Here is a 21,672-nt window from a genome sequence, read left to right on the forward strand (position 1 = left end):
CCCGCGAGGCGGGGGTCGGCGGCGCCGGCCGCGACCGCTTCCTCTCGCCGGACCTGGAGGCCGCCGCCGAGCTGGTCGCCTCCGGCGCGCTGGTGAAGGCGGTCGAGCGGGTCACCGGTCCGCTGGCCTGATCCGCCGGCCTGATCCGCCGCCCGCGCGGGGCGGCCGGGGCGTCAGTCCCAGTCGCCCCGCGGACGGCGGTCCTCGCGGTCCTCGCGGTCCCGGCGGTCGGCGCGCGCGGCGGCGAAGTTGACGCCCACGATGCCGGCCCAGCAGGTGAGCAGGCCGACCAGGCCGCCGTGCTGGGCGTCGCTGGCGATCCCGGTGAGCGGGATGGCCAGGACCAGCGAGATCACCGCGAGCCGGGAGCCGGGGCGGCCGCCCGACCAGCGCGAGCGGCGCGGGCGGTGGCGGTAGTCGGGCCCGTAGCCCTCGAAGTGCTGGGGCGCGGCGTGCTCGGTCCGGGCGTCCATGCGGGCGTCCAGTCGCTTCAGGAACGAGTCGACCAGCTCCGACTCGTACTCCTTGCCCAGCTCCTTGCGGGCCTGCAGGGTGGCGTCGAGCTCGCGCCGCAGGTCGTCCTGGCGAGTGTCCATGGGGAACAGGGTGAGGCTCCGGCAGACCCCGGGTCCATCCGTTCGCGGGGGAATCCGGGCGGGCTCAGGGACAAATCAGGGTTACCCCGAGCGCGGCGTCCACCCGGCCTCCGCCAGACTGTCCGCCTGTCCGCCCACCGGGACGTCTCAGCGGCCGTCCCGCCGTACGAGACGTCTTTGCCAGCCGCCGCGCGCTGCTGCACAGTCGTCGTCCGAACCGCTCGCACCCGGAGGTACCGCCGATGACCGCCACCGACGAGACCGGCACGGTCGGTCCCTCCGCGCGCCTGCTCCAGCTCTTCGAGGGGCACCGGCTGACCCCGACCCAGCGGCGCATCGCGCACTCGCTGGTCCGGCACGCCACCGAGGCGCCGTTCCTGTCCAGCGTCGAGGTCGCCGAGCTCGCCGGGGTGAGCCAGCCGTCCGTCACCCGCTTCGCGGTGGCCCTCGGCTACGACGGCTACCCGGCGCTGCGCCGGCAGCTGCGCGAGCTCGGCGCGGGCGAGGCCGCCGCCCCGGAGGGCCCGCACGAGGCGGTGCGCAACGAGCACCAGCAGGCCGTGCTCGCCGAGATCGAGCACCTGCGCCACCTCGCCGACCTGCTCGCCGACCCCGAGCCGATCATCCGCGCCGCCCGGCTGCTCGCCGCCTCCCGCCCGCTGCCGGTACTGGGCCTGCGGGCCGCGTCCGCGCAGGCGCGGGGCTTCGCGTACTTCGCGGCCAAGGTGCACCCGGACATCCGGCTGCTCGACGAGGGTGGCAGCATGCTCGCCGACCGGCTGGAGCAGGCCACCGCGGCCGGCGCGACGGCGCTGCTCTGCTTCGCGCTGCCGCGCTACCCGCGGGAGCTGATGGACGCTCTGGCAGTGGCCAGGGAGTGCGGGCTGACGGTGCTGACGGTGGCGGACAGCGCGTTCGCGCCGGTCGCCAAGCTGTCCGACCTGATGCTGCCCGCGGCCGTCGGTACCGGTCTGGTCTTCGACACCGCGTGCGCGCCGATGATGCTGGGCCGGGTGCTGCTGCAGACCATGTGCGACGAAATCCCGGGCGCCGAGGCGCGGTTGGAGGCGATCGAACATTCGGCGGCAGCACGTGGCCTCTTCTTGGAATAGACGCAGCTTGGAGTAGCCGTCACAAACCCGGGCATCCCCTACTGCAGGGGGTGCCGCCCATGCGCGTGATCCACGAGATGAAGTTCGTCGCCCGCCTGGCCTCGGGTGCCGACGAATGGTCCTGCCCCACCTGCGGACGCCGCGTCACCCTGCGACGCCTGCCCGATCCCGAACTGACCGTCCTCGACCCGGGCGACGAGTCCGCCGTGCACGTCGGCGTCATCGAGCCGGACGCCAGGGCCGCCGCCGCGGCCGCCGAGAAGTACGGTCTCGGCCCGGTCCAGGAGATCCCCCGCCCCCCGTCCCCACCCGCCCCCGACGCCGCCGACCGCCGCTGGCTCGCCGAGATCGGCATCGACTGGGACGGCGACGCGGCGGCCTGAGGCGTTCAGCGCTTCGGAGCGTAGAGCGGCAGGTCGGCGGTGCTCAGCTCGCCCGGCAGCGGCGCGGGCAGCGGGACGGGCTCGCCGTACTTGCCGTGCAGCACGCCTTGGTACTCGCCGTCGCGGGGGTGGGTGCGGAGCGTCCAGACACCCTTGCGGGGGTCGACCGCGAGGAGCACCGGCACGCCCGCGATCGCGTACCAGCTGGTCTTCGTCGCGATGTGGCTGACCCGTTCGGAGGTCGAGATGACCTCCACGGCCAGCTCGACGTCCTGCGGGTCGGCCAGCCACTCGTCGTCGTCCTCCCAGTCGCGCGGAAGGACGACCAGGTCGGGCGTCGCGTAGTCCTCCGCGTCGTCGGGCATGGTGATCGACGAGACCTCGTAGGAGCCGAGGCCGGCAGGAAGCTTCGCGTCGAGTTGACGGGACAGGCGCTTGACGGTCCCCGCGTGCTTACCGCGAGGAGTCGGGGACATCACCAGGGTTCCTCCGATGATCTGGACGCGAAGTCCCGTGCTCTGCTCGATCTCCTCCGCCACGTCCCGGAGCCTGCCTGGCCGTACACCGATGGCCGTCATCGTGTCCTCCGCTCCCTGGTGCTGGGCCGAGTGGCTGGTGTTCGCCGGGTTCAGGCTAGCGCGCCAAGTCGGGCGGTGCCGTAGCTGATCGGATTGTTCAGGGGTCTGGTCGAACGTCGACTGTTTAGTTATATTCAACTGAACCAAGCCTGAATGAATCCATCCGCAGGAGGCCGGGACATGGTGCAGCAGCAGACGAGCGGGCCGCGCGAGGTGCGCGCGGCGCGTGGCACGGGGCTCACGACGCAGGGGTGGCAGCAGGAGGCCGCCCTGCGGATGCTCATGAACAACCTCGACCCCGAGGTCGCCGAGCACCCGTCGAAGCTGGTGGTCTACGGCGGCACCGGCAAGGCCGCGCGTGACTGGCGCTCCTTCGACGCCATGGTGAAGACCCTCCAGGGCCTGAAGCAGGACGAGACCATGCTGGTCCAGTCCGGCCGCCCGGTCGGCGTCATGCAGACCCACGAGTGGGCGCCGCGCGTGCTGATCGCCAACTCCAACCTGGTCGGCGACTGGGCCAACTGGGAGGAGTTCCGCCGCCTGGAGAGCCTCGGGCTCACCATGTACGGCCAGATGACCGCCGGGTCGTGGATCTACATCGGCACCCAGGGCATCCTCCAGGGCACCTACGAGACCTTCGCCGCCGTCGCCAACAAGCGGTACAACGGCACGCTGGAGGGCACCATCACCCTCACCGCCGGCCTCGGCGGGATGGGCGGCGCCCAGCCGCTGGCCGTCACCATGAACGGCGGCGTCGCGATCTGCATCGACTGCGACCCGTCCCGGATCTCCCGCCGCATCGAGCACCGCTACCTGGACGTCGAGGCCAAGGACCTCGCCCACGCGCTGGAGCTCGCCACCGCGGCCCGCGACAAGAAGCAGCCGCTGTCCATCGGCGTGCTGGGCAACGCCGCCGAGCTCGTCCCGCAGCTGCTCGCGATGGACGCGCCGATCGACATCGTCACCGACCAGACCAGCGCCCACGACCCGCTGAGCTACCTGCCGGTGGGCGTCGCCTTCGACGACATGGCCACCTACGCGGCCGAGAAGCCCGCCGAGTTCACCCAGCGGGCCCGCGAGTCGATGGCCCGCCACGTCGAGGCGATGGTCGGCTTCCAGGACCGCGGCGCCGAGGTCTTCGACTACGGCAACTCGATCCGCGGCGAGGCCCAGCTGGCCGGCTACGACCGGGCGTTCGCCTTCCCCGGCTTCGTCCCCGCGTACATCCGCCCGCTGTTCTGCGAGGGCAAGGGCCCGTTCCGCTGGGCGGCGCTGTCCGGCGACCCGCAGGACATCCACAAGACCGACAAGGCCGTCCTCGACCTCTTCCCGGAGAACGAGTCGCTGGCCCGCTGGATCAAGATGGCCCAGGAGAAGGTGCACTTCCAGGGCCTCCCGGCGCGCATCTGCTGGCTCGGCTACGGCGAGCGCGACAAGGCCGGCGAGCGCTTCAACGACATGGTGGCCTCCGGCGAGCTGTCCGCGCCGATCGTCATCGGCCGCGACCACCTGGACTGCGGCTCGGTCGCCTCCCCGTACCGCGAGACCGAGGCGATGCTCGACGGCTCGGACGCGATCGCCGACTGGCCGCTGCTCAACGCCATGGTCAACGTCGCCTCCGGTGCGTCCTGGGTCTCCATCCACCACGGCGGCGGCGTCGGCATCGGCCGCTCGATCCACGCCGGCCAGGTCACGGTCGCCGACGGCACCCCGCTGGCCGGGGAGAAGATCCGCCGGGTGCTCACCAACGACCCGGGCATGGGCGTCATCCGGCACGTGGACGCCGGGTACGACCGGGCCGTCGAGGTCGCCGGTGAGCGCGGGGTCCGCGTCCCGATGGGTGAGCTGTGACCTCGTCGTTCGAAGAGATGTGGGCGGAGCTGCTCCCCGTGGGCCGCTCCGCCGCGTCCGGCGGCTACCGCCGCTTCGCGTGGAACTCCGCCGACGCCGAGTGCCGGGCCTGGTTCGAGCAGCAGGCCCGCGACCGCGGCCTGACGTACGAGCTGGACCGCAACGGCAACCAGTGGGCCTGGCTGGGCGACCCGGCCGGGGATGGTGCCGTCGTCACCGGCTCGCACCTGGACTCCGTCCCCGACGGCGGCGCCTTCGACGGCCCGCTCGGCGTCGTCTCCTCCTTCGCCGCCCTGGACGAACTCCGGGGCCGGGGAGCCGAGTTCGGCCGTCCGCTGGCGATCGTCAACTTCGGTGACGAGGAGGGCGCCCGGTTCGGCGTCGCCTGCATCGGCTCCCGGCTGACGGCCGGCCTGCTGGACCGCGACGCCGCGTACGCGCTGCGCGACGGCGACGGCGTCCGGCTGCCCGACGCGATGGAACGGGCCGGGTACGACCCCACCGCGATCGGCGCGGACGACGGCCGCCTGGCCCGGATCGGCGCCTTCGTCGAGCTCCACGTCGAGCAGGGCCGCTACCTCGCCGAGGACCAGCCGGTCGGCGTGGCCGGGGCGATCTGGCCGCACGGCCGCTGGCGGTTCGACTTCCACGGCGAGGCCAACCACGCCGGCACCACCCGCATCGAGGACCGCCGCGACCCGATGCTCACCTACGCCAACACCGTGCTCTCCGCCCGGAAGAAGGCGCGGGAGGCGGGCGCCCTCGCCACCTTCGGCAAGGTCGCGGTCGAGCCCAACGGCACCAACGCGATCGCCTCCCTGGTCCGCGGCTGGCTCGACTCCCGGGCCGCCGACGAGCGCACCCTCACGGCGCTGGTCGCCGAGATCGAGCGGGCCGCCGCCGAGCGCGGCGAGCGCGACGGCGTCCGGGTCGAGCTCACCCGCGAGTCGTACACGCCGGTGGTGGAGTTCGACGGCCCGCTGCGCGACCGCCTCGCCAAGCTGCTGAACGCCCCGGTGCTGCCCACCGGCGCGGGACACGACGCCGGGATCCTGGCGTCCGCGATCCCGACCGCCATGCTGTTCGTGCGGAACCCGACCGGCGTCTCGCACTCCCCGGCCGAGCACGCCGAACTGCCCGACTGCCTCGCCGGGGTGACCGCCCTGGCCGACGTCCTGGAGGACCTGGCGTGTCAGTGACCGCTTCGGTGACGTACTGGGCGCAGTACGCCTGGCTGCCCCACAGCAACGGGCCGGTGGTCGAGCGGGACGTGCTCGTCACCACCGGCCCCGGCGGCCGGATCGATCGGGTCGTGCCGGACAGCGGGCCGTGCCCGGCCGGTGCCGTCCGGCTCGAAGGGCTGCTCGTGCCCGGCCAGGCCAACGCCCACTCGCACGCCTTCCACCGGGCCCTGCGCGGCAGCGTCCAGGTCGGCTCCGGGACGTTCTGGACCTGGCGCGACACCATGTACCGGTTCGCCGGGGCGCTCGACCCGGACCGCTACCTGGAGCTCGCCACCGCGGTCTACGCCGAGATGGCGCTCGCCGGGATCACCGCCGTCGGCGAGTTCCACTACCTGCACCACGCGCCCGGCGGCGCCCGCTACGACGACCCCAACGCGATGGGCGAGGCGCTGATCGAGGCCGCCGCCCGGGCCGGCATCCGGATCACCCTGCTCGACACCTGCTACCTGTCCTCGGGCTTCGGCGCCGAGCCGACCAGGCCGCAGCTGCGCTTCAGCGACGGCGACGCCGAGGCGTGGGCGGCCAGGGCGGACGCGCTCAAGCCGCGTGAGCACGCCCGGATCGGCGCCGCCATCCACTCCGTGCGGGCGGTTCCCGCCGAGCAGCTGGGCACCGTCGCGCGGTGGTCGGAGCTGCGCGGGGCCCCGCTGCACGTCCACCTGTCCGAGCAGACCGCCGAGAACGACGCCTGCCTGGCCGCGCACGGCGTCACCCCGACCCGGCTGCTCGCCGACCACGGCGCGCTCGGGCCGCGCACCTCGGCCGTCCACGCGACCCACCTCACCGACGAGGACGTCCGCCTCCTCGCCGACAGCTCCACCACGATCTGCATGTGCCCCACCACCGAGCGGGACCTCGCGGACGGCATCGGCCCGGCCCGCCGGCTCGCCTCGGCCGGGTGCCCGGTCAGCCTCGGCAGCGACAGCCACGCCGTCATCGACCCGTTCGAGGAGGCGCGCGCCCTGGAGCTCGACGAGCGGCTGCGGACGCGCACGCGAGGGCACTGGACGGCGAACGCGCTGCTGCGGGCCGGTACCGAGGACGGGCACGCGTCGCTCGGCTGGCCGGAGGCCGGCCGGATCGAGGCCGGCGCGCTCGCCGACTTCACCGTGATCGCCCTCGACTCGGTGCGCACCGCAGGGCCGCCGCCCGGTCTCGGCGCCGAGATCGCCGTCTTCGCGGCCTCGGCGGCGGACGTCCGGCACGTGGTGGTCGGCGGGCGGCACGTCGTCCGGGACGGCGTGCACCAGCTGGTGGCCGACGTACCGGGGGCGCTGCGGGCCTCGATCGACGCGCTGAGCTGCTGAATTCTTCTGTTCAACTCCGTTCGGAAGGCACTGTCTTGAGCACCTTGATCACGGGGATCGGCAGCCTGGTCACCAACGACCCCGGGCACGGCACCGGGCCGCTCGGCCTGCTGACCGACGCGGCCGTGGTGGTCGACGGCGACACCGTCGCCTGGGTCGGCCCGGCGGACGGAGCCCCGGCCGCGGACGAGCGCTTCGACGCGGCCGGGCGGGCGCTGCTGCCCGGGTTCGTCGACTCGCACGCCCACCTGGTGTTCGCGGGCGACCGCACCGCCGAGTTCAACGCCCGGATGTCCGGCCAGTCGTACTCGGCGGGCGGGATCCGGACCACCGTGGCGGCCACCCGGGCGGCGAGCGATGCCGAACTGGACGCGAACGTGGCGGGGTTCGTCCGGGAGGCGCTGCGCCAGGGCACCACGACCATCGAGTGCAAGTCCGGCTACGGGCTGACGGTCGAGGACGAGGCGCGGGCGCTGCGGATCGCGGCGCAGTACACGCCGGAGACGACGTACCTGGGCGCGCACATCGTGGCCCCCGAGTACGCCGAGGACCCGGCGGGTTATGTGGACCTCGTCACCGGCGAGATGCTGGACGCCTGTGCGCCGCACGCCCGTTGGGTGGACGTGTTCTGCGAGAAGGGCGCCTTCGACGGGGACCAGGCGAGGGCTGTTCTGACGGCCGGCATCGAGCGGGGGCTCACGCCGCGGGTGCACGCCAACCAGCTCACGTACGGGCCGGGTGTGCAGCTCGCGGTGGAGCTGGGGGCCGCGTCGGCGGACCACTGCACCCACCTGACGGACGAGGACGTGGCCGCGCTGGCCGGCTCCGGGACGGTCGCGACGCTGCTGCCGGGGGCGGAGTTCTCCACGCGGGCCGAGTACCCGAGCGGGCGGCGGCTGCTCGACGCGGGCGCGGTCGTGGCGCTGTCCACGGACTGCAACCCGGGCTCCAGCTTCACGAGTTCGATGGCGTTCTGTATTGCCGTGGCGGTGCGGGAGATGGGGATGACGCCGGACGAGGCAGTCTGGGCGGCGACGGCGGGCGGGGCGCACGCCCTGCGGCGCAGCGACGTCGGGACGGTGGCGGTCGGCGCGAGGGCTGATCTGCTGCTGCTGGACGCGCCGTCACATGTGCACCTGGCGTACCGCCCGGGCGTGCCGCTGACGGCCGCGGTCTGGCGGGCGGGCGTCCGGGAGGTTTGAGCCTTCGGATGACAGACGGCCCCCGCGCCCCCGGGGTGGCGGGCGCGGGGGCTCTTCGCTAGTCGAACTCGCCGGCCTTGGCGCCCTGGAGGAAGTCGGCGAACTTGAGGGGCGTGGTGCGGATGATGACGTCGCCCTCATCGGACTCCCGGATTTCGACCAGCCCGTCTATCGAGCGCGCCTCTACGCACTCGTCGTTCGAGCCGGAGTAGCTGGACTTCTGCCACGCGGAGCTATTCACGCTTGCTTTCCATTTCCTTCTTGATGGTTCCGATGAAGTCTCGGGACTCTTCCTCAGAGAGCGCGCCGGACTCGAATCGCGCGAGCAGGGATCGGAACCTTGCCATGTGGGCTGGGGCATCGAGGATGCGGATACCGAGACCGGTATCCACCTGGGCTCCATCGAGTTCGGGAACCGGCCCCTCGGCGTATGTGAAGTTCTCGCTGGAGCTTGGAATGGTGCCGACATCGAACGGAACGACTCGAACCGAGATGGTTGGTCGCCTGGAGTCTTCGATGAGGGCACCGAGCTGCTCGGCAAGGACGGCCGGTCCACTGAACTGCATGCGTAGCGCTGCTTCGTGGATGAACGCCGAGTAAGGCGTTGTGCCGGAGCGGATGAGGCGCTGCCGCTGCATTCGGAACGCTGTCCTGAGGTCGATCTCGTGGCGAGGCAGCGGCGGGAAGGTCTGAGCGAAGACGGCGGCGGCGTACGGGCCGGTCTGGAGTTGGCCCGGAACGAAAGCCATTGTGTAGGCGGTGAGCCTTCGCGCCTGACCCTCGAACTCCGCGACATCAACGAAGTCTTCGGAGAGGGTTCCGCGATACTCCTCCCACCATCCTGGCTTCTCGCGCTCCGTGATGACGTTGGAGAGAGCTTCGATCAAGGGCTCGTTGACGCACATGCACGTCGCGGCGATCGTGCGCAGGCGTTCCACGCTGATGCCGATTCTCCCTGCCTCCATCTGCGTCACCTGCGCTGGGCTCATGCCGACGAGGCGGCCGAGCTCGCTGCCGCCGAAGCCGGCCTGCTCGCGCATCCTTCGCAGCTCTGCGCCGAGCCGTCGCTGACGGAGCGTCGGGTTCGGGCGTGCAGCCATGACTTCCTTCCCGGGGTGGGGTCACCCCAGTCTGCCGCGCGCCTTGCCGGTCGGTCCATCTGAGGTGGCCGGTCCCACGATAGGGGGAAGATCTGGGATTCGGGTAAAACTTGACCTCACTCTGGGCTATCGTCGTTCACGGCTCGATCCGACGGATCGTCAGTAACGCCTGTTTCCCCGGGCAGTAGGCGCCTGCTGCCCGCGCACCGAAGAGCAGCCGCGCCCCGGCCTGGCTCACGGCGACGGCCGTCATCACCTCTCCCCACACCACAGCCTCGTGGAGGTTCCCGTGTGCACCTGTAACACCCCCTCGCTGACCCTCTCCCGGCAGGCCTTGCGGGACGCCATGACCCGCAGCGGCTGGGGCGCCGACGCCATCTTCAACGCCGAACTCGCCCTCTGCGAGCTCATCGTCAACGCCTGGCGGCACGGCGGCACCCCCGCGCCGGTCGTCTGGTTCTCCATCCTCGACCGCACCCTCCGGGTCACCGTCTCCGACGAGAGCGACGCCCTCCCGCAGCCGCGCACCCCCACCGACTACGCCGAGACCGGCCGGGGCCTCCAGCTCGTGGAGGGCCTCACCGACCGCTGGGGCGTCGACCCCCAGAAGCGCGGCAAGACCACCTGGTACGAAGTGGACTCCGCGTCGTGACCCGTGACCCCATCGCGCCGGACGACCCCCGGATGCGCGACTACACCAAGCCCCAAATCACCGCCCTCCTCGGCGAGTTGCACCGCCGAGGCCTCCCGTACGGGCTCCTCTGGGGCTCGGCCGCCACCCCCGAAGCCACGCTCGACGGCCGCATCCTGGTCGACTTCGGCAATGCGCCGGTCAGCACTCTGCTCAACCTCCTCCACCTGCTCCGCGCCCTGGAGAAGGACGAGGTGCGGCACCGGTGAACTTCTTCGTCGGCGCGATCCTCGTCGCCCTGCTCGCCCTCGCGATCGCCACCGTGGCCCTCGGCGTCGTCGCGACCCTCAAGATGCCCCGCCCCGAGGAACACGACGAGCAGCACTGAAACACGCGAAGGCCCTCGCCGACCTGCGGCGAGGGCCTCGCGGGTGCACTCTGTCAGCCGAGATACGGGATCGTCCTGCGCTCCAGGAAGTGCTGAAGCCGAAGACGCTGCGTGTGGTGCATCGGCAACTCTTCGATGTCGGTTGGAGCGACGAACCGAAGGTCGGTGGACTCGTCCGAGATCCGCAGTTCGCCGCCCGTGATGCGCGCGGTGAAGCAGACGTTGAACTGCTGGCGGACTTCGCCGTCCGAATAGGCGATCAGGTGTCGGGGATCGGTGTACGTGCCGACGAGTCCGGTGATTTCGACGTCAAGGCCGGTCTCTTCGCGGACCTCTCGGACCGCCGTGTCGGGAAGCGATTCGCCGAGATCCATCGCTCCGCCCGGCAGCGCATACAGGCCGTTGTCGGTGCGTCGCTGGAGCAGGATGCGCCCTTCGTCATCGGTCACCACGGCGGACGCTGCGACTACCAGCCGGTTTGGCTTGGGCGCGTTGGGATCGTCGAAGAACTCGGTTCGTGCCATGGCTCAGTTCTCCTCCACCGGTAGGGCGGCGTTCCACACTGCGTCGAAGCTTGCAGCATAGGTGTCGAACAGCGTCCCCGCCCCGGTTCGGCGCAGGTGCCAGACCGGCGCTCCGAAGGCGTTGACTCCCCACACGTGCGCGTTCACCAGCACTTGATCGTCTGCGCGGTAGAGGCTGTTGTAGAGAGTGGTTTCGTGGGTGCGGATCTCGATGCCCCGCGTGCCGAGCAGCGGGCGGTAGTGCATGAGGGCGAGTCTGCACCGGGACTCGATGCCATGACCGAACTTCTCCTCTTCTCCGCGCTGCCTGACGTTCTCACTGTCAGGGGCGCCGAGTGCAATCCGGACCGTGCAGCCCTCGGCCGCGCGTTCCCGAAGCAGATCATTGAGACGCGGGTACGCCTCATGGAGGAACACAGCGGCGTAGACCAGCACGTCGATGCGCTCCGCAGCTGTCCCGAGCAGGTCCACGAAGACGGACACCGGTACGTCGGCGCGCCTTTCGTAGAGTGCCACCAGCTCGGGACTTATCGCCCTTGCGGCACGTGGCTGCCGCAGGTCCGGCCACAGGGCGACCATGTCTTCTCCCAGCGCTTCAGCAGCCAGACGGGCCGTCCCCAATCGGGGCGTCCGGTTCTGATTGGCCCATCGCTCAACCGACTTGGCGTCCACTCCGGCCTTGTCGGCCAGGGCGGCACACGTCCAACCACCCGACGCCATAACGGCTTTCAGCCTCTCGTTCGGCATCTCGCCTGTCTCTCCGCAAAGCCCTGACTCTCGTAGGGACGTTGTACCGCGTGGGGGACGTTCTGAAGTGTCCATTGCGTGAGGTTTCACCGTCCCGGGCACTGCCGGAAATTGGTGACAGCTCGGCGAGAGGCGGCCAATGGCAGCGAAGACGCGGGCGGGGTAGCACCACCCAACGGGTAACTGCCCATTGGGTCCAACCAGCACGGAGGTACTGAGATGGGCAAGCGCGGAGGCGGCTCCGGGGACGGCAAGGGCGGCGGCCAGCAGGACGACAGCAACAAGGGCGCCGGACACGGCGGCGGCGGGTCCGACGAGGGCGGCAACACCTCCGACGGTTCGTCCCCGGCGGGCGGCAGCGGCAAGTGACCGGCGAAACGCACAGGGAGGCGGGCCCCCAGGGGCTCGCCTCCGCGCTGGTGGCCGGCGGCGCACTTTCCTCGGACTGGCTCCCGTCCTTCCGGGCCGTACCCCGTGAACTGTTCGTTCCGGACCGCATCTGGCCGGGCATCGCGGACGGCACCCAACAGAACCCCGCCGTGTACCGGTCACAGGACCCCGAGGCGTGGCGAACGGCGGTCTACTCGGACGTCCCGCTGACCACGCAGTGGGACGACGGGGAACACGACGGGGACGAACTCGGGACGACCCCGAGTTCGTCCAACTCCATGCCCACGATGGTGTTCTCGATGCTCCAGGACCTCGATGTCCGGCCAGGCGACCGGGTGCTGGAGGTCGGAGCGGGCACCGGGTGGAACGCGGGCCTGCTGGCCCACCGCCTGGGCAGCCCCAACGTGGTGACCGTCGAGTACGACCCGGACGTTGCCCGCAGCGCCCGGAAGAACCTGCACCGGGCCGGACTCGAACCGACCGTGGTGGAGGGCGACGGGCGGGCAGGGTGGCCGGACGGTGCTCCATACGATCGGATCATTGCCACGTGCTCCCTACTGGAGATCCCCCCGGCGTGGCTGGCGCAGACGGCGCCCGGCGGGACCATCGTGGCGCCGTTCGGCACCGAGTACGGCGGCGAGCAGATCGTCCGGCTGACCGTGAACGACGACGGGACCAGCGCGAGCGGCAGGTTCACCCGGAGTTCGGCGTTCATGCGGCTTCGCCAGCAGCGCACGGACCGGCCGCCCTTCGAGGACTACCTCCAGGGGCAGGAGTGGCCTGCCGATGCGAGGAGAAGCACGACCGTGCTGGCCCCGCCGGACACGGGCGGATGGTTCGAGCAGTTCGTCATCGGCGCGGCCGTACCCGGGGCGTTCTGGCGGGCGGAGCGCTACGACGACGGCGCGTACACGCTGTGGCTCTACAGCCGGGACACGCGGTCGTGGGCGTCGGTTGACTACGAGCGGGGCCGCACGGAGTACGAGGTGTACCAGTCCGGTCCCCGGAACCTCTGGGACGAGGTGGAGGCCGCCTGGCGCTGGTGGGACGACCAGGGCCGCCCCGGCTTCGACCGGTTCGGCCTCACGGTCACCCCGGACGCCCACACCGTGTGGCTGGACTCACCGGAGAATCCGGTGCCACCCCGAGACCGAGTCGTTCCGCCCGCTCGTACTATGCCCAACGAGCCTCACAGGAAGCCGAGTTCGTGCTGCTGACATCATCTCGATTGGTCTGATAATCGCGGATTTGGTGTCGGCGGTTCTGGTTGCGGGATCGTAGGGCCCCCGCGCGCGAGCGGCGCGCGGGGGCCCTACCAACGAAAGGGCGAACCCATGAAGAAGATCGCTGCGAAGCTCTGGCGGATCATCCGTGGTCCGATGCAGTGGCGCGTGCTGTGGCTGTGGCACTCGAAGTTCATGGTCGGGGTGACGGGCATCGTCCGCGACCAGGACAGTCGTGTGCTGCTGCTGAAACACCGCATGTGGCCGGAGGGCCGGCAGTGGGGTCTGCCGACTGGCTACGCCAACAAGGGCGAGAGCTTCGAAGACACGATCGTGCGTGAGGTCCGGGAGGAGACCGGACTCACGGTGAAGGTGTGCGAGCTGGCGCACCTGAAGAGCGGCTACAAACTGCGCGTCGAAGTCGCCTACGAGGCCCTGTACGTCACCGGACAGGTCAGGGTGGCCTCGTTCGAGATCCTGGAGGCTCGATGGTTCTCACCGGACGAACTCCCCGAGGGAGTGCAGGAGTCACACCGGCAGCTGATCAGTCGTCGGCCGTACTGACCCTCCCGCTCGACCCGGCCCGATGCGTTCGGTGGCTTCCACCATCCGAACCAGGGGTACCGGCATGTGCAACTGGCGTCCGTGGTCACGAGGTACGGGCGGCTGAATGATCCCCGGCTGGCGTCGCCGGAACTGGTGGCGCTCGACCTCCTTCGGAGCTACGCGCACGACTGCCTGCACTGGGGGTCGTTCCGGGAGTACCGACTCCGAGGTGAGCAGGTGATCCGAAGCCGCTACGGGATCAACCACCGTGACCAGCACGGTCGGACGTACTCGGCCCCGGACAGGGGCGATGCTCCCTCGACGCGGAATCTCGGCATCGTGATGGAAGGGGCCACGGATCGGGAGGCTCGGACGATCGCAGCTGCGGTGGCCGACCGTCTCGGCCTCGCCGAACGCATCGCGGCATCCGATCGCCTGGCGTTCCGCGACACCACGGGACGGCTGGAGCCGAGCGACTTCGATCACGCGGAGCCTGGTGCTGCCACCCGCTTCCACCTGGCCATGGCCGGATATGAGCACGGCGTCGGCGCGCGCTATCAGCACTTCCTCGTGGACATGGGCGGGCCCGACACGGGCACACTGCACGCGATCATCATCGCAGCGATGATCAGCGGCGATCTGTCCGGCCTTTCGAGTTGGCTCGACCAGCGGGCCCCGCGGCTTTCCGCCGAACCTTCCACTCACCGGCCTACTCGGGGCCCGATTCCGGTGAGTGGACGACAACGGCGAGTAGCGCGTGACCCTTCGGGCTCCGCAGTCTCGTGCCCCGAGTCTTCGACCCGGCCGGCCGGCACGGTGGACGGGCCCGTCCACAGACGGACTGCCCGGTTGTTTGGCGCAGGAAGTCGGCCGGGCCGACTTCCTGCGCGGTCAGGTGTTGTCTATCCGACGCCCAACGAGCGCCGCAGGAAGCCGAGTTCGTGCTGCAGCAGGTTCGCCGCCACGGTCTCGTCGGTGGGGGAGTGCGTCGTGTTGCTCAGCGGGAGCACCTCGTGCGGGCGGCCTGCGGCGAGCAGTGCGCTGGACAGGCGCAGGGCGTGGACGGGGAAGACGTTGTCGTCCGCGAGGCCCTGGATCAGCAGCAGGGGGCGGCGCAGGTTCGGGGCGTCGGCGATCAGCGAGCCCGAGTCGTAGTGCCCGGGGTGCTCGTCCGGGTGGCCGAGGAAGCGTTCCTGCCAGTGGGTGGTGTAGAGCCGCTGGTCGGTGGGTGCGGCTCCGGCCGACGCCGCGTGGAAGACGTCCGGGCGGCGCAGGACGGCGAGTGCGGCGAGGTAGCCGCCGTAGGACCAGCCGCGGATGGCGACCCGGTCGAGGTCGAGCACGCCGGGGCGGAGCTTCGCGGCCTCGTGCAGGCCGTCGACCTGGTCCTCCAGGGCCGGTCCGGCCTTGTCGCCGTAGATCTCCTTGCTCCAGCGGGGCCCGCGTCCCGGCGTGCCGCGGCCGTCCACCACGAGCACTGCGAAGCCCTGCTCGGCGAACCAGCGCGAGACGAGGTCCCACCACACGCCGCCGGTGCCGACCTTGCGCATGGCCGGGCCGCCGTACGGGTCGAGCAGGACGGGCAGCGGGCCGTCCTCCGGGCGGTAGCCGGTGGGGAGGAAGAGCGCGGCGCGCATCTCGCGCGGGCCGAGGCGGAGCAGCTCGGGGGCGGCGGTGAGCACGGGCGGCTCGGCGTGTGAGGTGAGCGCCACAGCGCCGTGACTCTCCCGCAGGACGGTGGTGCGCCCGGCCGGGAAGCCCTCGACGCGGGTGGTGAGGACCAGCGTGCCGCCCCGGCGGACGCCGGTGTGCTGGCCCGGGCCCTCGCTCAGCCGCCGTGTGCCGACGCCCGGTTCGTAGCTCCAGAGGTGCGTCTCGGTGGGCTCGTCGACGGCGGTGAACAGCACCTGCTCGCCCTCCGTCCCGAGCACCTCCCACAGCTGGAGCCCGCGCGGGGTGACGGGCCTGCCGTCGACCGTCAGGTGCTGGGTGTCGCCGCGGACGGCGGTGTCGACGAGGGCGCCGGAGGCGGTGCGCACGGGCAGCCCGGGGACGAGCTCGACCCAGTGGTCGTCGCGCTGCTCGGCGAGCACCCGGGTGGAGCCATCGGGCTCGATCGCCAAGGTCCGGAGCGTCCGCTGGTCGCGGCTCTGGACGCAGGCGTACGCGCCGTGGCCATCCCAGCCGGCGGCGGTGACGTACTCGAACGAGGCCCGGTCCCAGCGGACTTCGGTCCGGGTGCCGTCGAGGCCGAGCAGCCACAGCGAGACGTCGGCGTTGGCGGTGCCGGCGAGCGGGTAGCGGATGGCGCGCGGGGCCCTGGCCGGGTCGGCGGGGTCGGCGAGGTGCAGCCGGGTGACGTCGCGCTCGTCGACCCGGGCGACGAGCAGCGCGGTGCCGTCGGGGGACCACCAGTGGGCGCGGGAGCGGTACATCTCCTCGGTGGCGACGTGCTCGGCGACGCCGTACGTCACGTCCTCGGCCTCGGGCTCGGCGAGCGCGCGGTCCCCGGTGCCGTCGACGGCGACCACCCGCAGGGCGCCGGTGCCGACGTACGCGATCCGGCGGCCGGTCGGGTCGAGGCGCGGGTCGTACACCTCGGTGGCGGTGGGGACGGCGCGGACGGTGCCCGCGGCGGTGTCGGCGAGCCACAGGTGGCCGCCGAGCGCGAAGGCGGCGAGCCGGCCGGTGGCGTCGGTGGAGAAGGCGGTGATGCCGGAGGCGGCGACCCTGGCCCGCTCGCGCCGGATCCGCTCGGCCTCGGGGAGTTCGCCGTCGTCCGCGCCGAGCGCGGCCGGGTCGGCGACCAGCCGCTCCTCGCCGGTGGCGGTGTCGAGCGCCCAGAGGCGGTTGACCGGGTCGGCGCCGCCGGGGCTGCGGACGAACAGGACGGTCGCGCCGTCGGCGGTGACGACGGGGTGGGTGGGGGTGCCCAGCGCGAAGCGCCGGGTGCGGGCGAGTTGACGGGGGAGTGCGTCTGTCGGCATGTCGGGCACCATAGGCAGGTCCGCCACCACCCGGTCGAGTGGTTTACCCGTCCGCGACGGCGCACGCACAACGCGGCCGGGGCCGGTGCGGATTCCAGGAATCCACACCGGCCCCGGCCGGAACGCGGTTGCGTCAGTGCACGTCGCCCATGAGGGCCTGGACGCGCTTGCGGTAGCCGTACACGGCGATTCCCGCGAGGACCGCGAGCGCGGCCTGCATCGCGATGATCCCGATGCCGTCGAGGTCGACGCCGGCGATCGACAGGAGGCTGGTGGCGCAGTCACCGGCGGTGACGGCGAGGAACCAGACGCCCATCATCTGGGAGGCGTACTTCTGCGGCGCCATCTTGGTGGTGACCGAGAGGCCGACCGGGGAGACGCACAGCTCGCCGATGGTCTGGATCATGTAGATCGTGACGAGCCACATCGGGGAGACCTTGCTGCCGTCGCCCGCCATGTTCATCGGGACGATGAAGACGAAGAACGAGGCGCCGATCAGGACGATGCCCATCGCGAACTTCACGATGGTGTTGGGCTCCTTGTTGCGGCGCGAGAGCCACAGCCACAGCCAGGCGAAGACCGGCGCGAGCGCCATCACGAACAGCGGGTTCAGCGACTGGTACCAGGTGGCGGAGAAGCCGAAGCCGAGCACGGTGTCGGCGGTCTTCTTGTCGCCGAACAGGGAGAGGGTCGACCCGCCCTGGTCGTAGATCATCCAGAAGATGGCGGCCGCGGCGAAGAACCAGATGTACGCGCTCATCTTGGACTGCTCGGTGGCGCTCAGGTCCTTGTCGCGCTTGATGCGGACCAGCACGGCAACCGGGATGATCAGGCCGGCCAGGGTCAGCGGGACCAGGGCCCAGTTCAGCGTGTAGTAGCCGAGGCTCACGACGGCGACGTAGAAGGCGACGGCCGCGAGGACGATCGCGCCGGCCTTCACCAGCAGGCTCTTGCGCTCCGCGGGCAGCAGCGGGTTGGGGACCTGGCTGCTCTTGGGGCTCAGGTGGCGGGTGCCGAGGAGGAACTGCACCAGGCCGAGGGCCATGCCGACCGCGGCCAGCCCGAAGCCCAGGTGCCAGTTGTGCTCCTTGCCGATCGTTCCGATGATGAACGGGGCGGCGAAGGCACCGAGGTTGATGCTCATGTAGAAGACCGTGAAGCCGCCGTCGCGGCGCGGGTCGTCCGGGCCGTCGTAGAGGTGGCCGACCATCGTGGAGATGTTGGCCTTCAGCAGCCCGGAGCCGAGCGCGACCAGGAGCAGGCCGAGGAAGAACGCGACCTGGCCCGGAACGGCCAGCGCGATGTGGCCGCTCATGATCACGAAACCGGCGATGGCGACGGTCTTGCGGGCGCCCCAGACCCGGTCGCCGAACCAGCCACCGGGGTAGGCCATGAGGTAGACCATCGAGACGTAGACCGAGTAGATCGCCGTCGCCGTGGTCGCCGTCATGGCGAGGCCGCCGCCCTGGCTGCCGGTGGCAGCGTCGGCGCCGCCGGAGACCAGGTAGTAGATCAGGAGCGCGCGCATGCCGTAGTAGGAGAAGCGCTCCCACATCTCGGTCATGAACAGGGTGGCGAGACCTCGGGGGTGGCCGAGGAAGGTCTTGCCGCTGGGAGGGGCCGACAGGTCGGCGGAGTCCCGGGTCGTAGACGCCATGAGTTAGTGGTTCCTTGCCTGAAGCGTCCGCCAAGGGGGGTGGCAGCGGACGTGGACGGGACCACTGTACGTGGCGACATTTGGCGTTATCAGATGACAAAGACCGCGAATCAGGGGCGTGAATAACGAAGTTCGCAGCAGATCTGCCCGGTCGATCCATGGTAGATGGGGACGTCTTCCTTCGGATTCAAGATTCAGGGGCGGAATCTTCGCCGAACAAGCGGTCGGGATCTGTTCGTTGAGCGGACGCGGGCCCTTGTATAACGATCACGCTCTGTGAACTACTTCACAGGGCCATCGGGCAGGGTGCGGCGGACTACCATCACCACATGACCTGTGTGCTGCTCGCCGAGGACGACCCGGCGATCTCCGAACCGCTGGCCCGGGCCCTGCGCCGTGAGGGCTACGAGGTGCTCGTCCGCGAAGACGGCCCCACCGCCCTCGCCGCCGGCCTCACCGAGGAGGTCGACCTCGTCGTCCTCGACCTCGGGCTGCCCGAGATGGACGGCCTTGAGGTCTGCCGCCGGCTGCGCGCCGACGGCAAGAGCTGCCCCGTCCTGGTGCTCACCGCCCGCGCGGACGAGGTCGACACCGTCGTCGGGCTCGACGCGGGCGCCGACGACTACGTCACCAAGCCGTTCCGGCTGGCTGAACTGCTCGCCCGGGTTCGGGCCCTGCTCCGGCGCGGCAACGTCGACCAGCTCACCACCGGCGCGCACGGCGTGAAGATCGACATCGAGTCGCACCGCGCCTGGCTCGGCGAGGAGGAGCTCACGCTCTCCGCCAAGGAGTTCGAGCTGCTGCGCGTGCTCGTGCGGGACGCCGGCCGCGTGGTCACCCGCGAGGAGATCATGCGCCAGGTCTGGGACACCACCTGGTGGACCTCCACCAAGACCCTGGATATGCACATCTCCTGGCTGCGCAAGAAGCTCGGCGACGACGCCGCCAATCCGCGCTACATCGCCACCGTGCGCGGCGTGGGCTTCCGGTTCGAGAAGAATTAGCCCCGCACGGAGAGCAAGGCCGGAACGCGGCCGATGAAGCGGAACACCTCGGGGAGCGGCAGCGTGAAACGCCGGATGATCAACTCGCTGCTGGGCGTCGTCCTGGTGGTCGTCGTGGTGTTCTGCGTACCGCTCGCCCTGGTCGAGAAGCGGACGATCGTCAGCGCCGCCCAGGACCGGACGGACGCCACCGCCGTCCGGGTGCTCGGGCTCGTGGAGAACCGGCTCGCCAACCACGAGCCGGTCAACGAGCGGTCCTTCGACAACCAGGTCGCCGAGGGCGGCTACGTCGAGGTGCAGATGGCCGACGGGTCGGTGGTCTCGGTGGGCGTGCGGCCGACCGGGGGCCACCTGCTGAAGGCCACCGAGTACGGCGGCAACGGCGAGACCGTCACCGTCGAGCAGTCCCGCGAGGACGTCGACCACGAGATCGCCAACATGCTGCTGCTGCTCGGCGTCGTCGCGCTGCTCGCCGTCCAGGCCGCTGTCGCGCTCGCCGTCTGGCAGGCCAAGCGGCTCGCCCGCCCGCTCACCGACCTCGCCGAGACCGCCGAGCGGCTCGGCTCCGGCGACCCGCGCCCGCGCGACCGCCGCCACGGCGTGCCGGAACTCGACCGGGTCGCCGAGGTGCTCGACGTCAGCGCCGAGCGGATCGCCCGCATGCTCACCGCCGAGCGCCGGCTCGCCGCCGACGCCTCGCACCAGTTGCGCACCCCGCTCACCGCGCTGTCGATGCGGCTGGAGGAGATCACCGCCCTCGCCGAGGAGCCGGAGACCGTCAAGGAGGAGGCGACCATCGCCCTCCAGCAGGTCGAGCGGCTCACCGACGTCGTCCAGCGGCTGCTCACCACCCAGCGCGACCCGCGCAGCCCCACCGCCGTCGCCTTCGAGCTCGACGAGGTGATCAAGCAGCAGGTCGAGGAGTGGGGCCCGACCCTGCGCGAGCGGGGCCGGGTGCTCTCCCTGGAGGGCCTGCACGGCGTCATCGCCGTCGGCACCCCGGGCACGGTCGCCCAGGTGCTCGCCACCCTGATCGAGAACTCGCTGATGCACGGCGCCGGGACGATCACCCTGCGGGTCCGCCCGTCCGGCACCTCGGTCGTGGTCGAGGTGCAGGACCAGGGCGCCGGGGTCCCGCCGGAGCTGGGCAACCGGGTCTTCGAGCGCGCGGTCAGCGGCCGCAACTCGACCGGGATCGGCCTGGCCGTCGCCCGCGACCTCGCGGAGGCGGACGGCGGCCGGCTCGAACTGCTCTCGCTGCGGCCGCCGGTGTTCGCGCTGTTCCTCGGCCGCAGCCACGAGGACTGAGGGTCCTCGCCTCGGCTACGCGCCCGGCATGACGCCGCTCGCTACGCGCCCGGCATGACGCCGAGCTGGCGCATCAGGCCCATCACGTCCCACTGCCACCAGCCCTCGGCGATCTTGCCCTCCTTGCAGCGGAAGGTCGTCGTGCCACGGCCGGTCACCGACTTCCCGGTGTTCGGCACGTCCCGGAAGGCGGCCTTCTGGGTGGCGTACCAGGCCCACCGGGTCGCCACCTCGTCGCCCTCGGCGATCTGGCTCTCGATCTCGAACCGGAAGTCGAAGGCGTCCAGGTAGTCCTTGCAGCGCCCGCGGAACGCCCGGATGCCCTGGAGCTCGCCCTCGCTGCCGTAGTCGTGGTCGCGGTAGTCGGCGGCCATGCACTCGTCGATGACGTCGAGGTTGCCCGCGGCCAGCCCGTCCAGCACCCGGTTGGCGAGGGCCTTGTTGAACTGGGAGTCACGGACGACGTCGAGGTCGGTGAAGGTGGGCGGCGCGTCGCAGAGCGCCACCATCTCGCGGAAGATCCGGTCCGTCTCGGGGAGCTGGGAGTTGCGCATGGCCTCCTCGTAGGAGGGGAACTCCACGATCTCCACCACGTGCTTGGTGTCCGCGCGGTCGGTCGCGACGACCGCGTGGGAGGCGGTCCGCTTCCCCTTGGTGGACTCGGCCCAGCTGTCCATCAGCCGGTTGAGGTCGTCGAGCCTGTCGGTCTTGCAGTCGATGATCTGGACGAACGCCATGGCGAGCCTCCTGGGACCCCCCTCGGCCTCGATCGTCCGCGCCGGCCGTGCTCGCCCTCGGTAACCACTGTCCTCTCGGGCGGGCGGGACCGGCAACAGGAGGATGCGGGCGGATCCGGGCGGCCGGCGGCTGACGCGCGTCGGGCCCGCGAGCGGG

23 protein-coding genes are annotated in these 21,672 nt (G+C 71.2%); 14 read left to right on the forward strand and 9 right to left on the reverse strand.

Translation table 11 applies throughout. The features are described from left to right. Positions 1–173: 173 nt before the first annotated feature. Positions 174–596, reverse strand: coding sequence for a hypothetical protein (locus AB0O00_RS06995; protein WP_363649067.1), 423 nt, complete (start codon positions 594–596; stop codon positions 174–176). Positions 597–838: 242 nt separating this feature from the next. Here AB0O00_RS06995 and AB0O00_RS07000 point away from each other — a divergent pair, with 242 nt between their 5' ends. Both AB0O00_RS07000 and AB0O00_RS07005 read left to right on the forward strand, forming a co-directional pair. Further along, positions 839–1,708, forward strand: coding sequence for a MurR/RpiR family transcriptional regulator (locus tag AB0O00_RS07000; protein ID WP_363649068.1), 870 nt, complete (start codon positions 839–841; stop codon positions 1,706–1,708). A gap of 59 nt (positions 1,709–1,767) precedes the next feature. Further along, on the forward strand, positions 1,768–2,091 hold the full coding sequence (locus tag AB0O00_RS07005) for a hypothetical protein (RefSeq protein ID WP_363649069.1): 324 nt from the start codon (positions 1,768–1,770) through the stop codon (positions 2,089–2,091). A 5-nt stretch (positions 2,092–2,096) separates the two neighbouring features. Here AB0O00_RS07005 and AB0O00_RS07010 read toward each other — a convergent pair whose 3' ends face one another. After that, the gene (locus AB0O00_RS07010; protein ID WP_363649070.1) at positions 2,097–2,630 is read right to left on the reverse strand and encodes a Uma2 family endonuclease; all 534 of its coding nucleotides are present in this window, start codon (positions 2,628–2,630) and stop codon (positions 2,097–2,099) included. 219 nt (positions 2,631–2,849) lie between these two features. Here AB0O00_RS07010 and hutU point away from each other — a divergent pair, with 219 nt between their 5' ends. The 4 genes from hutU to hutI are packed head-to-tail and all read left to right on the forward strand — an operon-like array spanning position 2,850 to position 8,273. Continuing rightward, positions 2,850–4,520: a urocanate hydratase gene (gene hutU, locus AB0O00_RS07015; RefSeq protein ID WP_363649071.1), complete on the forward strand. Its 1,671-nt coding sequence runs from the start codon at positions 2,850–2,852 to the stop codon at positions 4,518–4,520. 17 nt (positions 4,521–4,537) lie between these two features. Continuing rightward, positions 4,538–5,719, forward strand: a complete 1,182-nt coding sequence (locus tag AB0O00_RS07020; RefSeq protein ID WP_363649092.1) for an allantoate amidohydrolase — start codon at positions 4,538–4,540, stop codon at positions 5,717–5,719. Then, the gene (locus AB0O00_RS07025) at positions 5,710–7,071 is read left to right on the forward strand and encodes a formimidoylglutamate deiminase (RefSeq protein ID WP_363649072.1); all 1,362 of its coding nucleotides are present in this window, start codon (positions 5,710–5,712) and stop codon (positions 7,069–7,071) included. The genes AB0O00_RS07020 and AB0O00_RS07025 overlap by 10 nt, the downstream gene beginning before the upstream one ends. Before the next feature lie 35 nt (positions 7,072–7,106). Then, positions 7,107–8,273, forward strand: a complete 1,167-nt coding sequence (gene hutI, locus AB0O00_RS07030; RefSeq protein ID WP_363649073.1) for an imidazolonepropionase — start codon at positions 7,107–7,109, stop codon at positions 8,271–8,273. Positions 8,274–8,331: 58 nt separating this feature from the next. On the opposite strand, the gene AB0O00_RS07035 is transcribed toward hutI, so the two are convergent. Then, on the reverse strand, positions 8,332–8,514 hold the full coding sequence (locus AB0O00_RS07035; protein ID WP_363649074.1) for a DUF397 domain-containing protein: 183 nt from the start codon (positions 8,512–8,514) through the stop codon (positions 8,332–8,334). Continuing rightward, positions 8,507–9,373 carry a helix-turn-helix transcriptional regulator gene (locus AB0O00_RS07040; protein ID WP_363649075.1) on the reverse strand — a complete coding sequence of 289 codons (867 nt, stop codon included), beginning with the start codon at positions 9,371–9,373 and terminating at the stop codon, positions 8,507–8,509. Before AB0O00_RS07040 ends, AB0O00_RS07035 begins: the two co-directional genes overlap by 8 nt. A gap of 289 nt (positions 9,374–9,662) precedes the next feature. Between AB0O00_RS07040 and AB0O00_RS07045 the strand changes: the two genes are divergently transcribed. From AB0O00_RS07045 to AB0O00_RS07055, 3 genes are read left to right on the forward strand one after another with little or no spacing between them, the layout of a single operon-like run. Further along, positions 9,663–10,025 carry an ATP-binding protein gene (locus AB0O00_RS07045; RefSeq protein ID WP_363649076.1) on the forward strand — a complete coding sequence of 121 codons (363 nt, stop codon included), beginning with the start codon at positions 9,663–9,665 and terminating at the stop codon, positions 10,023–10,025. Continuing rightward, the gene (locus AB0O00_RS07050; RefSeq protein WP_363649077.1) at positions 10,022–10,273 is read left to right on the forward strand and encodes a hypothetical protein; all 252 of its coding nucleotides are present in this window, start codon (positions 10,022–10,024) and stop codon (positions 10,271–10,273) included. The genes AB0O00_RS07045 and AB0O00_RS07050 overlap by 4 nt, the downstream gene beginning before the upstream one ends. Next, entirely contained in the window at positions 10,270–10,392 is a 123-nt protein-coding gene (locus AB0O00_RS07055) for a hypothetical protein (protein ID WP_363649078.1), read from the forward strand. The genes AB0O00_RS07050 and AB0O00_RS07055 overlap by 4 nt, the downstream gene beginning before the upstream one ends. A 53-nt stretch (positions 10,393–10,445) precedes the next feature. Here the strand turns inward: AB0O00_RS07055 and AB0O00_RS07060 are convergent, their stop codons facing one another. Further along, on the reverse strand, positions 10,446–10,916 hold the full coding sequence (locus AB0O00_RS07060) for an NUDIX domain-containing protein (RefSeq protein WP_363649079.1): 471 nt from the start codon (positions 10,914–10,916) through the stop codon (positions 10,446–10,448). Positions 10,917–10,919: 3 nt separating this feature from the next. After that, entirely contained in the window at positions 10,920–11,663 is a 744-nt protein-coding gene (locus tag AB0O00_RS07065) for an XRE family transcriptional regulator (protein ID WP_363649080.1), read from the reverse strand. Positions 11,664–11,882: 219 nt separating this feature from the next. Between AB0O00_RS07065 and AB0O00_RS07070 the strand changes: the two genes are divergently transcribed. The 3 genes from AB0O00_RS07070 (at position 11,883) to AB0O00_RS07080 (ending at position 13,840) form a co-directional block, all read left to right on the forward strand. Next, positions 11,883–12,032 carry a hypothetical protein gene (locus AB0O00_RS07070; protein ID WP_199922064.1) on the forward strand — a complete coding sequence of 50 codons (150 nt, stop codon included), beginning with the start codon at positions 11,883–11,885 and terminating at the stop codon, positions 12,030–12,032. Next, on the forward strand, positions 12,029–13,270 hold the full coding sequence (locus AB0O00_RS07075) for a methyltransferase domain-containing protein (protein WP_363649081.1): 1,242 nt from the start codon (positions 12,029–12,031) through the stop codon (positions 13,268–13,270). Before AB0O00_RS07070 ends, AB0O00_RS07075 begins: the two co-directional genes overlap by 4 nt. A 117-nt stretch (positions 13,271–13,387) precedes the next feature. After that, positions 13,388–13,840, forward strand: a complete 453-nt coding sequence (locus AB0O00_RS07080) for an NUDIX domain-containing protein (protein WP_363649082.1) — start codon at positions 13,388–13,390, stop codon at positions 13,838–13,840. 884 nt (positions 13,841–14,724) lie between these two features. Here the strand turns inward: AB0O00_RS07080 and AB0O00_RS07085 are convergent. Continuing rightward, a complete protein-coding gene (locus AB0O00_RS07085) occupies positions 14,725–16,809 on the reverse strand; it encodes a prolyl oligopeptidase family serine peptidase (protein ID WP_363649083.1) in 2,085 nt (694 codons plus the stop codon). A 133-nt stretch (positions 16,810–16,942) separates the two neighbouring features. Beyond that, positions 16,943–18,466 (reverse strand): oligopeptide:H+ symporter, encoded by a 1,524-nt coding sequence (locus tag AB0O00_RS07090; protein ID WP_363649084.1) that lies wholly within the window; start codon positions 18,464–18,466, stop codon positions 16,943–16,945. Positions 18,467–18,795: 329 nt separating this feature from the next. Here AB0O00_RS07090 and AB0O00_RS07095 point away from each other — a divergent pair, with 329 nt between their 5' ends. Then, entirely contained in the window at positions 18,796–19,470 is a 675-nt protein-coding gene (locus AB0O00_RS07095; protein WP_030290974.1) for a response regulator transcription factor, read from the forward strand. 63 nt (positions 19,471–19,533) lie between these two features. Further along, a complete protein-coding gene (locus tag AB0O00_RS07100) occupies positions 19,534–20,778 on the forward strand; it encodes an ATP-binding protein (RefSeq protein WP_363649093.1) in 1,245 nt (414 codons plus the stop codon). Positions 20,779–20,819: 41 nt separating this feature from the next. Here AB0O00_RS07100 and AB0O00_RS07105 read toward each other — a convergent pair whose 3' ends face one another. Then, the gene (locus AB0O00_RS07105) at positions 20,820–21,515 is read right to left on the reverse strand and encodes an ester cyclase (RefSeq protein ID WP_363649085.1); all 696 of its coding nucleotides are present in this window, start codon (positions 21,513–21,515) and stop codon (positions 20,820–20,822) included. Positions 21,516–21,672: the final 157 nt, after the last annotated feature.

This window comes from Kitasatospora sp. NPDC093558 (genome assembly GCF_040683475.1).
GTDB lineage: Bacteria > Actinomycetota > Actinomycetes > Streptomycetales > Streptomycetaceae > Kitasatospora.